A 15,438-nucleotide genomic window follows, 5' to 3' on the forward strand; every position below is an offset into this window, starting at 1 on the left:
GGCTATAAGTTTAGTGATGGTAATTCTCGAAATTCACATAAAGACACACCGTTTTATTTAGGCTCAACTCTTGAAATTAAAGCCGGCGATATTTCGTCAAACGGCGCAGACACTCATCTAGGCAAAAACCTAAAAACAGAATTTAAATCAGAATTTGGTAATTCAAAAGCGGTATTTACTATTGGGTTAAAAGACGATCCAGAGTTTAAGACGGTAAAAGTGATGACAACTCCTTCCGATGGTAAGCATGCCGTCAATAAAGAATATGTAGATGGAAAACTTGCCAATGTCGCCGCGAAATTTACTGTTAAGGGAGATAGTGGATCGGAATACCAATTAAATAAAGATAATACAGAATTGAATATTAAAGGGAAATCAGAGCCTAATACTCATCAAAATATTAAAACTGAAGTTAATACTGGAAGTAGAGAAGTTACTTTAAGTCTGAATAGTGATTTAAAAAATATCAATTCTGTTGGTAAAGATGATCATAATAAAATAGCATTTAATACGAATACTACAACTATTAAGCTAGGTGGGATTGATTTAAGTTTAAATAAAACCGGTGATAAAGTCAAAATTTCCGGCGTTGCTGATGGAGTAGCTGACAATGACGCTGTAAACTTTAAGCAATTAGAAGCGTCGAAATTGCATTTCTTATCTGTACATAAAGCAGATAAAAGTAAGGGAAATTACAACAATGACGGAGCAAAAGCGGCAAATTCCGTAGCTATCGGTGTGGATGTAGAAGCACAAACGGGTGCGGATTCTGCGGTCTTGGTCGGACACAGCTTGAGTACGAATGTAAAAAATTCGGTTGTTGTGGGATCGAATATTAACATCGAACAAGGCAGTAATGATAATAATAGAAAAGACGCTGTGGTCGCCATCGGTAGCGGACTGAAATTAAAAAATGCGAAAAGCTCGATCGTGATTGGGGCAGTGGACGAAAGATCGATGGCAGATAACTCTGAAGCGAATGATGCTTGGAGAACGGTCGTCGAAGATGCTATGTGGTCGGTGGTTCTCGGGAACAAAACGAAAATTAAAAATGGTGACGACGTTTTGGCGTTGGGGAATAACATTACTGCAACGGGTACGAGTGCCGGTAAAAGCAGCGGTTTAGTCATCTTAGGAAATAGAGCCAAGGCAACAGACGCCAAAAACAGCGTAGTGATCGGAACTTCGGCAGAATCCAAAGCCGAAAATGCGGTCGTATTGGGTAAAGGAGCGAACGTTGCGGCAAATGCAACAGGCGCGGTGGCGATTGGTGAGAGTGCAAACGTGGCAGCTGCCGCAGGGGATTCCATTGCGTTGGGGAAAAATTCCATGGCGACAGCTAAGAAAACTGTCAATGTCAGCCAAGAAGTGAATGTCGGCAAAAATAGCTTAAAATTTGACTGGCAAAATGGCGGTGTTGGAGCCGATAAATCCGTGGTCAGTGTGGGCAATGTAGGTGCGGAGCGGGTGATCACCAACGTCGCTGCCGGAAGCGTACAGCCCGGTTCCACCGATGCGATTAACGGTTCACAGTTGGATAGCGTAATTCGTGTATTTGGAAAACTGGGCACAGATATTTTAGGGGCGAAAGTGGACACCAACAAAACCTTTAAAGCGTCGACATTTGCCAAGTTAAAAGACAAAGACGGAGCGGACACGAACGTTACAGCTCCAAGTACATTTAAAGATGCCATTGATAAAAACATCGCTAAAATTAATGAGGGGATAGTGTTTGCCGGCAATGAGAAATCATTCACCCGCCAACTCGGTGCAACAGTAACCATTAAAGGCGACGGTACGGATCTCACCTCAAAAGCTGAGAATAACGCAATTACCTTTACGTTAAATAAAGCAAACAGCATTGATAAGGACAATAACACAAACGACGCTAAAGTCGTCACCGCCGGTGCCGTGAAAAATTTTGTGACCGATAAAATTAACAATCTGAGCAGTACCTTGCAGTTAGAGGGGGATAATACCAAAAACGGAACAGCTCAGGCAGACCCAATCGGTAAAGTGGAGTTAAAGACCCAAAAACTTAAACTGGCAGGGGAAGCTGACGAGATTGTCACAGAGGTTACAAAAGACCAACCGACTGTAAACATCAAATTGGCTCAAAAAGTCAAAGATAAGTTGAATATTATTACTGTTGGCGATAACACTGCCAACGGCGACAATTCCTTTGCTTTGGGTAAAGACTCTAAACGAGAAACGAAAAAAACGGTACTGACCGGAATCAAGAATGTAGGTGGTAATGGTGTCACTATTACTTGGAATAATGCGGGTGCAGGACAAGATAAAGAAGTCGTTAGCGTGGGTGATACCGGCAAAGAACGCTTAATTACCCATGTTGCCGCTGGGGAAGTACGTGACGGCTCCACCGATGCCGTCAACGGCGGGCAACTCCACAGCGTGATTGATGTATTTGCTAAATTAGGATTTGACATCCTCGGAGCGGAAAAAGCCGACAATGGAAAAGATGGTTTTAAAACCCCGACATTTGTCAAGTTAAAAGACAAAAACGGAACGGACACGAATCAAGTTCCGGCGACATTTAAAGAAGCGATTGACGGGCTAATCACCACTGTCAATCAAGGGCTGATGTTTGCCGGCGATACAGGTATGGAATTTACTCGCCAACTCGGTGCGACCGTTAATATTAAGGGTAAAGAAGATACAGCAAACAATAAACACAAAAATATCAGCACAGAAGCGAAAAACGGCACCTTGGAAATCGCTTTGAATGAAAATTTAAAAGGCATTAAATCCATTGAAAACGGTGAGAATGCGAAAATTGCCCTAGATGGTGTTAACGGAAGTGATAAAACGATCACTTTCACGTCAGGCGATAAACCGGAAACGGTGACATTAAAAGGTAGCACATTAAGCGGCGTTTCTGAAATTAATAAAGAAGCGGATAAAGGGGCGTTAAAACTCGATAATGCTACCGCTACTTTAGAAAGTGCGAAAGATAAGTCCAAACTTGAATTGAAAGACAGTGAAGCCAAATTAGAAAGTGCTAAGGATAATTCCAACGTTGCCTTGAAAGCCAATGAAGCCACCGTTACGGCTGGTACGGATAAAGGCTCACTAAAACTTGAAGCCGACAAAGCGACTTTAGAAAGTGCGAAAGATAAGTCCAAACTTGAATTGAAAGACAGTGAAGCCAAATTAGAAAGTGCTAAGGATAATTCCAACGTTGCCTTAAAAGCCAATGAAGCGACCGTTACGGCGGGAGCGGATAAAGGAACGTTGAAAGTTGAAGAAAATAAAGCAACTTTAGAAAGTGCGAAAGATGGTTCAAATCTGGCATTGGATAATACCGGTGCAACCTTAAGTGCGGGTAAAGGTGCCGGAAGTATTAAAGTCGTCAATAATGGGGACAAGAAAATCGAGTTAAGTCCGGAAAACGGCTCAACCGTTATGTTGGAAAAAGACGCGAAAAATGGCGGAGTGCAAGCCACCGGCTTATCTACCATCGGTAAAAATGATAGAAACGCCTTGGTGTTTAATGACACCGGAAACACCGCGGAATTAAAAGTTGGCGGAAATGCGTTGATCTTTACACCAACGAATGGAGCCGGAAAAGCTAAAACCGTGAAAATCTCGAATGTGGCGGACGGTAAGCTGGAGAATAGTTCATCAGAAGCCATCACGGGCGGACAACTTCATGCTTTAGGTGTAACGCATTTAGGGTTAACCGTGGATAATAAAGATAACACTAAATTTGAAGCACCAACCTTTACTGCGATTAAAGGTTCTGGCAAAACAGACACACCTACAACCTTTAAAGGCGCAATCGACCAATTAATTACTGCGGTCAATGGCGGATTGACATTTAAAGGCAATGATGACACTAACAGTTCGACTAAATTACAATTAGGCGGAACATTGACCATTGATAGTTCGAGTGCTGGTAGTGAAAAAGACATTACAGCAAAACTGGAGCCGTCTAATGGTAATGATCCTAAAGATGCAGGGAAATTAACATTAACGTTAAATAAAGCTACTTCTGTAGATAAAAATGATGAAAAAGTCATTACCTCAAAAGTCGTAGCAACTGAGCTGGAAAAATATACGAAAACTGCTGATTTGGGTAATACGTATCTGAAAATAGATGGGTCGAATATTGGTGGTGCTTCAGGTAAACAAAAATTTGGTAGCAATGTCGGTATTGCTGAAATCAAATTAACGCCAGACGGTGAGAAAAGTTCAACGGAATTAGTACAGGCTAAAGCGGTGATTGATTACCTAAAAGGTACGGGGGAGAAATCCGTTAAACTTTCTGATTCTTCAACAACGCAGGCGATAGGCGAAGGTTCTATTTCTATCGGACATAATGCTGTGTCAAGAAATGAGGGATCCATTGCCATGGGGTACGGAGCAAACGCATTAAATACTGGGGCAGTATCAATAGGTCAAGATTCCAATGTGCTTGGAATGAGTTCGATCGGTATCGGTAGAGAAAACACGGTACGAGGCAACTTCTCATTTGCCGTGGGAGATAATAACGTTATTGAGAAAGAACAAAATTACGTAATGGGATCGGACAACAAAATCACCGGTAAACAGAATATTTCAATCGGTTCAAGAAATGAAGTTGAAGGAAGCGAAAACATCATCTTAGGCTCGAATATCACGGCAGATGATGAGATACATAACGCCATTGTATTGGGGACAGGTTCGCTGGCGAAGTCCGATGCATTGTCAGTCGGGTCAATGCGACATAAGCGGAAAATTGTGTTTGTTGCCGATCCGACGGACAACTATGACGCCGCCAATAAAAAATATGTTGATGATTTGACATTAACCTATAAATCGAATGGTGAAGACAAAACTAAACAAACCATTAACCTCAAAAATGGTGCATTGGACTTTGTGAAGTCTGAAAATATCTCTGTCTCTGTAAAAGCGGATGGAAAAATTACGCATACGCTGAATAATGAGCTTAAAGAGATTGGAAGTATCAGTGCTACCAAAGATGACAAAGGGGCTAAGATTACTTTATCAGATGGTAAAAATGGAAAAGCTAAAGTAGAACTTAATGACGCTAAATTGACAGGTTTATCAGACGGTAACATTGATGATGAATCAAAAGACGCCGTAACGGGTAAACAACTGGCGGATTTAGCGAGTAAGTTGGGTGTTGCGGTTGATAAGGATAAAACGAAATTTACTGCTCCAATCTTTGAATATCTGTCTAATGTGGATGGCTCATTCAAAGAGAAGAACCCAACCACATTGAAAGGTGCTATTGACGAAGCAAGAGCGAAGTTAAACGAGGGCTTGAAATTCGGCGGTGATGTTCCAACAGGTACAAATAACGGCACCCACTACCTCGGCTCGACCATTAACATTGTTCGTTTAGGTACGCCGACAGGGACAGGTGCGGTAGCTCCAACATCAACCGATGGTTACAGCGGTAGCAACTTAATCACGCAATACACTTATGATAAGGGCAACGCCAAAATCGAAATCGGGTTTAAAGACGCACCGATATTTAGCAAAGTGACTTTATCACAAGAGCAAAAATATGGTGATAGTAAAGTTGGCAACGAAGACGTAATCACCAAGTCTTATCTTGAACAAGCGTTAAACAGCTTTAAGTTTAATGTGGCGTACGATAATAAAACGGTACAAATCGGTCGTGGCGATACCTTGAAGTTTGAAAATGGTTTGAATATTCAAGGTAGCTTGAAGCAAGAGGGGACAACACAGCCAAATGGGGCAACATCTGCCAATAGCACAAGTGCGGTAACTTCAACTACAGCACCAACCACAGCACCAACAACAGTAAACACCCCATCAGGTAGTGAAAATGGCGGTGCAGGTACTACGGTCGTTTCAAATGGTGCTGATAGTTCAAATAGTGGCGGTTCAAATAGTGGCAGTTCTGATAGCACAAGCAATATGGTTTCGTCAGGTGGTACAAATGGTGGTGGTAGCTCAAGTAGTGCAGACGTGGCTTCGTCAGGTGCTACCTCAAGCACAACGCCAGCAAGCACGCCAACCACTACAACCTCAACGACAACAGCTGTAGTCACCATTGGTACGACTGAAGATTTGAAAAATATCAAATCAATTTCCAATGGAGAGAAGGCGAAAATCGCTTTAGATAAGGAAAACAATACCATCAAGTTCACATCGGGTGCGACACCAGAAGATGTGACCCTGACAGGAAGCACACTGAGCGGCGTGTCTGAAATTAATAAAGAAGAGGGTAAAGGGGCGTTGAAACTTGCTGATAGCACCGCCACCTTAGAAAGTGCTAGCGGTAATTCAAAGGTTGCGTTGGAAAACAATGAAGCCACCATCACCGCTGGTAAAAACAAAGGCTCACTCAAACTTGAAGCCGACAAAGTGACCCTAACTAGTGCGAAAGACGGCTCAAGCCTTGCCTTAGCAAAAGACAGTGCCACTGTTAAAGTGGGCGATAAAGCAACCTTTACCTTTAATGAAAATGGCTTAGATTTAGGTAGCAAAAAAATCACCGCACTTGCCAGCGGTTTAGGTTTGCAAGATAACGCTAGCGGAAGTGGTGATAGTGACCCTAATAAGAGCATTATTGACAACGTCCTTGCAGGCGACCCTGATAAAGGTAAGACCGAAGATAAAAACAAAATCGCCAACAACGCCGTGAATGTGAAAGACTTATCCACCGTGGCAAAAGCCCTGATGGATAAAGGTTTAACATTCGTTGGCAATGATAAGCAAGATGTTCACAAAAAACTGGGTGAGACCTTGTCTATCAAAGGTGAAGGTAGCGTGGGGGCAACCGCGGCGGATAATATTGTGGTGAGAGCCAAAGACAATGGGCTTGAAATCGGTCTGACCAAAAATATTCGCAATATCGACACCATTGCTATCGCCGGCACAGGGGACGATAGCGGTAAGGATATATTTATTGATGCCGAGGGCATTACGACTACCGCCAAACTTGATGATGGTACAGTGTTAGTCAATGACCAAACGGCTAGTGGCAATGTGTTACGCAACGGTACTCACCAGACAGAGGTGAAAGCCGGTGAGGTCGCGATTAAGGATAAGAGCGCTCAAGAAATCGTGAGCTTGAAAGTCGCTGACGGTGAAAACGGTCAAGATGGCAAGGGAGCTACGCTGGCGTTTGCCAAAGGCACTGATGGTAAATCAGGCACGGGAACTATTACCGGCTTGAAAGACCTAGATGCCACTTCTGACGGTACCAGTGCGGCGAATAAAAACTATGTGGATGAGAAAGTGTCGGATTTGGACAGCAATCGACCGTTTGATTTCTATATAAAAGAAGGCAAAGACTATATCAAGGTCATTAAAGGACGAGACGGTAAATTCTATGATCCTAAAGATTTAGAAGGAGCGAAGTATGATGTAGGAAGTAAAAAATACGTCACCCAAGATGGTACAACAGTTGAAACCTCTTTATCTGCAGAGGATAAGGTGATTATTCGTGCCGAACCGACCACCTCACCTATCGGGATTAATAATGTAGCAAGCGGTTTGGGGATTACTGCTATAGAGGAGAGTGAAAAGCAATCACTCACTGAGGCGATTAAGGCGAAAGAAGAGGCATTAACAAAACAGAATGAAGCCCTGCTAACCGCTAAAAAAGATGTGGGTAAAAAACAGCAAACATTGGAAGAGAAAACCAATGCACTATCTCAGATTACGGCTGAACGCCCAACTTTATTGATGCAAAAAGCTGACCTTGAGCAGCAACTCAAAGGGCTAAGTGCGAACGATCCACGCAGAACAACCGCACAAGCGGCACTTGACAAGGTAAAAGAGGCACTTACGCAAAATGATCAAAAAGCGACTGAAGCAACAAAAGTTGTCAGTGAGGCATCTGCTGCACTAGATAAAGCGAAAATCGCGTTAGCCGACAGTGTATTAAAAACTCACCAAGCACAACAAGATCTGGCGGATGCCGAGGAAATCTTACGAAATAGAGAATCCGGTGCAGATCGGGTGAAACAATTGCTGGCAGGTAATGCTGGCATTGATGAGAGTAATGTGGCTACGGTCAACGATCTGAAAGCGATTGCCAAAGCAGGTCTGAATTTTGAGGGCAATGACGCTAAACGTCTGCATAAAGATTTGTCGGAGACCTTAACCGTTAAAGGGGAGGGCGAGTTTAACTCTACTGCAACCGCAAAAGGCAACATTAAAGTGGAGTCGGACGGTTCGGGATTAGTGGTGAAATTGTCCGATAAATTGCAAAATCTCACCTCGGTGGAAACCAAAAAAGACGACCAAGGCAGATCCGCCGCCTTGTTGTCTCAAGGGGTGATGGTGAACAATGACACGACGAAAGAACGCAGCCAATTAAGCGAAAACCGTTTGGCATTCTATGAAAACGGGGCGCTAGGACTGAATTTGGACGGTAAATCCCGCGCCTTAAGAATGGGTGAACAAGAGATTATCAAAGTCTCCGAACGGGGTGAAGCTTTGGTTTCCGATCTGAATCCATACAGTTCGGGTCAAGCGATTGCCAATAAAAACTATGTGGACAATAAGGTTAACGAGGCTTCAAGCCGTCTCGGCAATTTGATTAATACCAATAACCAAGATTTACAGGCGGGCATCGCAGGAGCAAATGCAGCGGCAGGTCTTCCTTTGGTTACGATTGCGGGACATTCTATGCTTGCTGTGTCGGCGGCGGGCTATCGTGGACAAAGTGCGGTAGCGGTAGGCTATTCCCGATCCAGTGATAACGGTCGGGTTATCTTGAAGTTGCAAGGTAACAGCAATTCAAGAGGGCATGTCGCCGGATCGGTTGGCGTGGGGTATTTATGGTAACCCTGTAAAATTGTTGCCGAAACTATTAACCGCCTCTCTTTGTTTGGAGAGGCGGTTATGTTTTTGTCGGTTCTCAAACCTGAATATGTTTAACAGCTGCCAACCGTAATTGTTTGGCAATTTCTCCGACCGCCGTTCCTGTCGTGACGGCATCGTCAACCAATGTTACACTCCGGTAAGGAAAAGATTGTCGTTTTGTATTGAGTTGTACTTTTTAGTAATTTAGCGTTTTTGTTGATGAAAAAAGAGGATAAGTTGCAAGGTAAATTGTATTACCCAGCCAATAGAAAAGGCGAAAATTAAGGTGCCGACGCCGACGATTCCGCCGAGTAAAAAACCGAAAAAGCAGACACTTGCCTCCATTAATGTTCGTACAATGCCGACATTCCAATTAAAATAACGACATAATCCGACCATTAATCCGTCTCGTGGTCCGGCACCTTGATGGCAGGTGAGATAAAAAGCGCTGCCGATACCGTAGAGTAAAATGCCGATAAAAATATATAGACTTCGCGAAGAAAGTGTTACGGGCGGGGCGATATAGGCAGTAGTTAGCCCTAATGCCAATGCGATGAGAAAAATATTTAAAATCGTGCCGAAACCCAGTTTTAATTTTAACGGAAACCACATTAACATCACTACACAACTTATCATAAATGATGCCCAACCAACGCTAATGTGGCTTTGAAAGGCAATGCCTTGAGCCAATACTGTCCAAGGCGATGAACCGAAATTGGCTAATACAATCAATCCGTCCCCTATGCCCAATAAGCAAAGGGACAGCACCAAAACCAAAACCGGTCTTTTTTCCAGCGCGAAAAGCGAGCTGGCAGACCATAGGGTGCGGGGAAAAACAGTGATTTTTGCCATAAATAACCTAAATATTGAATGATTGATTGCCTTGTTCGGGTTCATCATAACCTAAAGCGAGCCTCAACTGAACAGCTATATTTTCATAATATATAACGAAAACCGCTAAGCGTTGCGAAAATTTTATGCGAAGTAATCGCTTGCTTTCACATTTTTGAGAATTCGACAAGATTTTTGTGCTAAAAAACGGTAGAATTTGGGGAATTTAGGCACAAGAAGAACGGATAAAGGAAAATACGTTATGAATACTTTAATTAGCTTGATTGGTATTATTGCTTTGTTGGCAATTGCGATTTTGCTGTCGAACAACCGCAAAGCCATTAATTTTCGTACTGTGGGTGGTGCATTGCTGATCCAAATTGCTATCGGTGCACTTATTTTATATGTCCCTACCGGGCGGTTAATTTTACAAAATGTGGCTGCTTCGATAAGCAAGGTGATCGCTTATGGTAATGAAGGGATTAGCTTTTTATTCGGGGGTTTAGCTGATCCGAGTAAATTAGGTTTTGTTTTTGCTATCAAGGTGTTGCCGATTATTGTTTTCTTTTCGGCATTGATTTCTTTACTTTATTATATTGGTGTAATGCAGTGGGTAATTAAAATTATCGGTGGGGCGTTACAAAAAATGTTAGGCACCTCGAAAGCCGAATCTATGTCGGCTGCAGCCAATATTTTTGTTGGGCAGACGGAAGCCCCGTTGATTGTGAAACCTTATATAAGCAGAATGACCGAATCTGAACTTTTTGCGGTGATGTGTGGCGGTTTGGCGTCAATCGCCGGATCGGTATTGGCAGGTTATGTCGGAATAGGTATTCCGCTTACTTACTTGATCGCCGCTTCTTTTATGGCGGCGCCGGCGGGGTTACTTTTTGCTAAGATTTTAGTCCCGCAAACGGAAAAGTTTGATGATTCCTTGGAGCGGGTAGAGATAGAAAAACCGGCAAATATTTTAGATGCTGCCGCAGCGGGTGCTTCCTCGGGTATGATGTTAGCATTGAATGTCGGGGCAATGTTAATTGCATTTGTTGCTTTGATTGCTTTAATTAACGGCATATTAAGCGGTATCGGTGATTGGTTTAATGTGTCGGACTTATCTTTGGGGGTGATTTTCGGTTGGATTTTTAAACCGTTGGCTTGGGTGATTGGTGTGCCATGGGATGAGGCGGAAATTGCCGGACGGATGATTGGAACGAAATTAGCGATTAATGAATTCGTCGGCTATTTAGAGTTTGCTCCTTATCTTAGTGCGGATGCTGCCGTTCAACTCACAGATAAAACCAAAGCGATCATTACCTTTGCACTTTGTGGATTTGCTAATTTTAGCTCTATTGCGATTTTAATTGGGGGATTAGGCGGTATGGCACCAAATCGTCGCGGCGACATTGCCCGTTTAGGGATTAAAGCCGTGATTGCCGGGTCGTTGGCAAACTTGATGAGCGCAACGATTGCCGGATTATTTATTGGATTAAGCGGCGCAGCTTTATAGTTTTATAGCATTTTATAAAAATGCAGTGTGTTTTTAGCGATTTTTATTTTAACACCATGAGTCGCTTGTGGGTTATTATTTAAACGTTTGCGGATAATCTGAAAGGAGAAAGTAATGAAACGAGTATTTATTATGGTATTGGATTCATTCGGTATTGGAGCCTGTGATGATGCGGAAAAATTTGGTGATAAAGGCTCGGATACATTAGGGCATATTGCTCAATATTGTTATGAGGGAAAAGCGAATAACGGTCGTGAGGGGCGTTTATGTTTGCCGAATTTAGAAAAATTAGGATTAGGATTGGCAGCACGGCAATCAACAGGAAACTTACCGGCGGGATTTGCAGCCGCACCTGAATTAATCGGTGGATATGCATATGCTCAAGAAATTTCTTCCGGCAAAGATACCCCCTCGGGACATTGGGAGATTGCCGGAGTGCCGGTACTTTTTGATTGGGGCTATTTCCCCTTATTGAAAGACAGTTTTCCGCAACAATTGTTAGATCGTATTGTGGAGAAATCGGGTATTCCGGGTTATTTAGGCAATTGTCACTCTTCCGGTACCGTGATTTTAGATGAGCTGGGAGAGGAGCATATGCATACCGGCAAACCAATTTTTTATACCTCTGCCGACTCAGTTTTTCAGATAGCTTGTCATGAAGAGACTTTCGGCTTGGAAAAACTCTATGAGCTTTGTCGGATCGTGAGGGAAGAATTGGAGGGTTATAATATTGGTCGGGTTATTGCTCGTCCATTTGTAGGGGGGAGACGAGGGGAATTTCAACGTACCGGTAATCGTAAAGATTATGCGGTGGAACCGCCGGCAAAAACCGTGTTACAAAAATTAGTCGAAGAAAAACAAGGTGAAGTGGTTTCCATAGGAAAAATTGCCGATATTTATGCACACACCGGTATTACGCGTAAAATCAAAGCGACAGGTTTGGAAGAATTGTTTGATAAAACCTTGGTTGAAATGAAAAGTGCGGGTGAAAATACTATTGTTTTTACTAATTTTGTCAATTTTGACTCGGATTTTGGTCATCGTCGTAATGTAGCGGGCTATGCTTCCGCGTTGGAATATTTTGATTCTCGTGTGCCGGAATTATTATCTTTAGTCACGGATGAAGATATGATTATTTTTACAGCGGATCATGGTTGCGATCCAACATGGGAAGGCACTGATCATACTCGTGAGCATATTCCGGTGTTGATGTATGGTGCGGATGTGCCGAAAGGTTTTTTAGGCAAACGCAATACTTTCGCTGATATTGGGCAAACTGTGGCGGAATATTTTGGTTTATCGCCAATGGATTACGGTCAATCAATGATTAATTTTAATCAATAATTCATGTTTAACGAAAGAGGAAAGAATTATGACTCCACATATTAATGCGCCGGCAGGCGCGTTTGCCGATGCGGTATTGATGCCGGGAGATCCGCTACGAGCAAAATACATTGCAGAAACCTTTTTACAAGATGCGCAACAGGTTACCAACGTGCGCAATATGTTCGGTTATACCGGAACTTATAAAGGTCGTCGTATTTCAGTGATGGGGCATGGCATGGGGATTCCTTCTTGCTCAATTTATGCGAAAGAATTGATCACGGAATACGGGGTGAAAAAAATTATTCGTGTGGGATCTTGCGGTGCGGTGCGTCCTGATGTGCATATTCGTGATGTGATTATCGGTTTGGGGGCCTGTACTGATTCTAAAGTCAACCGTATTCGCTTTAAAGATAATGATTTTGCGGCGATCGCGGATTTTAATTTGACCTCGGCGGCAGTTGCCGCGGCAAAACAAAAAGGTGTGGCAGTACGCGTGGGTAATCTTTTTTCCGCCGATTTATTCTATACGCCGGATATGGAAATGTTCGATGTGATGGAAAAATACGGAGTTTTAGGTGTGGAAATGGAAGCGGCGGGGATTTATGGTGTGGCGGCGGAATTTGGTGCAAGAGCTTTAGCGATTTGCACTGTTTCCGATCATATCCGTACTCACGAGCAAACTTCTCCGGAGGAACGTCAATTGACTTTTAACGAGATGATTGAGATTGCCTTGGAAAGTATTTTACTGGATGATGCTGCGTAAGCTAATAAGTCATAAAATTAAGGTAGGTGTCCGTCCTACCTTATTTTTTGTGCTTTAATAAACAATAATACCGGACGATGTTGAAGATCTTTAAATTCGGCGTGCCATTGTTCTTGATCTTCCAGCATAGGTTCGGCGATATGCTGAATTTGAAATCCGTTTTCGATCAATTGATTAATAATGGTTGCCAGGGTGCGATGATAGGTAAGAAAAGGTTGTTTAAACCAATTACGCTCGCGTTTTCCTTCGTCTCGATAATAATTTAAACGATAGGCTATTTGCTGTTTTTGTGTATTTTTTTCCCAGCGTTCCCCCGCGCGGTAGCAGGTGACAATGGGATGTTCTTGGGAAAAAATCAGTTTTCCGCCGAGCACTAATTTCTGTGCAATTTTTTGTAATAAGGCGGCAAAATCCTCCACATAATGAAAGGCAAAAGAGCCGGTGACGAGGTCAAATGCTTTTTCTTCCAGCTGATCCACGTGCTCCATGGAGCAGCGGTACAGCGCAAAGTGCGGTGCAAATTCGGCGAGATTTTGCCGAGCTTGCTGCAGCATCTTTTTTGATAAATCAATGCCAACCACAAATTCAGCTTGGCGTTGCAGATAAAGCCGCAAATGCTCACCGCATCCGCAGCCCATATCCAACAAGCGTTTGCCTTTGAGATCGGGCAATAAGGATAACATAGTTGGTTTTTCCACGATCTCATTGAGACTAATCGGATTTTGGCGTAACTTTTGATACAGCTCGAAAAATCCGTCGGTGTCATATACACTTTGCCGCATCTGTCGGCTATCCTTTAAAATCCGCTAACCAGCCTAATTGCATGGCGATTTGCGCAAAGATATTGAGAAGACCGAATAAAAAGATGAAATATACCATAAAGTTGCCGCCATAAACTGTGAACGAGTGCGCACTAAATTTTTTGCGGCTTGCTTTAATTAATAAACTCGGCACGATGGCAGTCCAGATAGTAGCGGCTAAACCGGCGTAACCAATGGCAAGGACAAAGCCATAAGGAAATTGTAAACTAAGCAGTAATGGCGGTAAGAAGGTGATGAGCGCAGTTTTTGCGCGCCCAAGGAGGCTGTCGCTGAATTTAAATAAATCCGCAATATAATCAAATAAACCAAGAGTTACCGCTAAAAAGGAGCTGGCAATTGCCATGTAGGCAAAAAAGCGCAAAATAATGCCGATATAATCGGTCGGTAAATATTTGTTTAAGGCATCCAAGAGGGCGGCAATATCACCACCTTTTTCAATGACGGGAGAAAATTCGCTGCGCGGTAAATTGCCTTGTACCGCGATTTGCCATAATAAATAGATGCCTAAGGCAATGGCAGTACCGATAAAAATAGATTTCAGCACTTTTCGGCTGTCGCGATCATAGTATTTCACTAAACTTGGAACATTTTGGTGGAAACCGAAAGAAACTAAGCACACCGGCAGAGAAACCAGTGCATAAGAAAAATATTGCGGATCCTGTTGCGCGACTTGATCGAATAAAACCTCTGTGTTAACGGAGGAAACCAAGCCGGTGATGGATAAGATGAAAGAAATGACCATACCGGCGATTAATACGGTACTAAAACGATCGACCGCTTTGGTGGAAAACCAGACAAAAAGCCCCAGCACTAAACAGAAAATTAAGGAACCGGAAGTGCGTCCAATTTCGACCGCACTTTGCTCGGAGCTGAACAATTGGTTGAGAAGACTTTCCGTGATCCCACCGCCGGAGGTGATGTAGGCGTAGGTGAGAATGTACAGTACGAAGGCGAGCGCAATTCCGTTGATCACATTCCAACCTTGACCGAGTAAATCTTTGACGATAGTGTCAAAGCCGGCGCCGGTAGGATAATGTAAATTGGCTTCCAGCAGCATTAAACCGGATGTGGTCATACAAAACCAAGTGTAAATTAATATTAACACTGAGCCGATAAACCAAACTCCCGCCATGGAAGTTGGGTTGGCTAACATTCCGGCACCGATGGTACCGCCGGCGATAATCATTGCGCCGCCGAAAAGCGAAGGGCGTTTTTGTACAGTCATAAATAATCCTAATTAGAAAAAAGAAATTTGCACTATTATAGTAGTGCAGAATAAAAAAGCAATAAAAGTGCGGTAATTTTTTCTTTGTTTTTACTTTATAAATAACGTGAACTTGTTATAAATTTGATGGGATATTTAAAATAGTTGATCGCTT

7 protein-coding genes are annotated in these 15,438 nt (G+C 43.0%); 4 read left to right on the forward strand and 3 right to left on the reverse strand.

Annotation, left to right across the window (positions count from 1 at the left end; genetic code table 11):
- Window positions 1-222: 222 nt before the first annotated feature.
- The gene (locus CFY87_RS10820) at window positions 223-8,793 is read left to right on the forward strand and encodes a YadA-like family protein (RefSeq protein WP_236757423.1); all 8,571 of its coding nucleotides are present in this window, start codon (window positions 223-225) and stop codon (window positions 8,791-8,793) included.
- Window positions 8,794-9,015: 222 nt separating this feature from the next.
- On the opposite strand, the gene yczE is transcribed toward CFY87_RS10820, so the two are convergent.
- Window positions 9,016-9,663 carry a membrane protein YczE gene (yczE, locus tag CFY87_RS10825; RefSeq protein ID WP_094947741.1) on the reverse strand — a complete coding sequence of 216 codons (648 nt, stop codon included), beginning with the start codon at window positions 9,661-9,663 and terminating at the stop codon, window positions 9,016-9,018.
- A gap of 241 nt (window positions 9,664-9,904) precedes the next feature.
- Here yczE and CFY87_RS10830 point away from each other — a divergent pair, with 241 nt between their 5' ends.
- From CFY87_RS10830 to deoD, 3 genes are all read left to right on the forward strand, one after another.
- Entirely contained in the window at window positions 9,905-11,149 is a 1,245-nt protein-coding gene (locus CFY87_RS10830) for a NupC/NupG family nucleoside CNT transporter (protein ID WP_094947744.1), read from the forward strand.
- A 114-nt stretch (window positions 11,150-11,263) separates the two neighbouring features.
- Complete coding sequence (locus tag CFY87_RS10835) at window positions 11,264-12,493, forward strand: phosphopentomutase (protein ID WP_094947747.1); 1,230 nt, start codon at window positions 11,264-11,266, stop codon at window positions 12,491-12,493.
- Window positions 12,494-12,521: 28 nt separating this feature from the next.
- Complete coding sequence (deoD, locus tag CFY87_RS10840; protein WP_094947750.1) at window positions 12,522-13,238, forward strand: purine-nucleoside phosphorylase; 717 nt, start codon at window positions 12,522-12,524, stop codon at window positions 13,236-13,238.
- Window positions 13,239-13,273: 35 nt separating this feature from the next.
- On the opposite strand, the gene CFY87_RS10845 is transcribed toward deoD, so the two are convergent.
- Window positions 13,274-14,020, reverse strand: coding sequence for a class I SAM-dependent methyltransferase (locus CFY87_RS10845; RefSeq protein WP_094947756.1), 747 nt, complete (start codon window positions 14,018-14,020; stop codon window positions 13,274-13,276).
- 7 nt (window positions 14,021-14,027) lie between these two features.
- Window positions 14,028-15,284 (reverse strand): aromatic amino acid transporter, encoded by a 1,257-nt coding sequence (locus CFY87_RS10850; protein ID WP_094947759.1) that lies wholly within the window; start codon window positions 15,282-15,284, stop codon window positions 14,028-14,030.
- Between the last annotated feature and the right edge of the window lie 154 nt (window positions 15,285-15,438).

It is taken from the genome of Actinobacillus seminis, assembly GCF_002263215.1.
Classification (GTDB): Bacteria; Pseudomonadota; Gammaproteobacteria; order Enterobacterales; family Pasteurellaceae; genus Actinobacillus_B; species Actinobacillus_B seminis.

Coding starts and splice junctions, on each gene's coding strand:
- CFY87_RS10835 (WP_094947747.1), top strand. CDS start 11,264: ATGAAACGAGTATTTATTATGGTATTGGATTCATTCGGTATTGGAGCC.
- CFY87_RS10830 (WP_094947744.1), top strand. CDS start 9,905: ATGAATACTTTAATTAGCTTGATTGGTATTATTGCTTTGTTGGCAATT.
- CFY87_RS10850 (WP_094947759.1), bottom strand. CDS start 15,284: ATGACTGTACAAAAACGCCCTTCGCTTTTCGGCGGCGCAATGATTATC.
- yczE (WP_094947741.1), bottom strand. CDS start 9,663: ATGGCAAAAATCACTGTTTTTCCCCGCACCCTATGGTCTGCCAGCTCG.
- CFY87_RS10845 (WP_094947756.1), bottom strand. CDS start 14,020: ATGCGGCAAAGTGTATATGACACCGACGGATTTTTCGAGCTGTATCAA.
- CFY87_RS10820 (WP_236757423.1), top strand. CDS start 223: ATGACAACTCCTTCCGATGGTAAGCATGCCGTCAATAAAGAATATGTA.
- deoD (WP_094947750.1), top strand. CDS start 12,522: ATGACTCCACATATTAATGCGCCGGCAGGCGCGTTTGCCGATGCGGTA.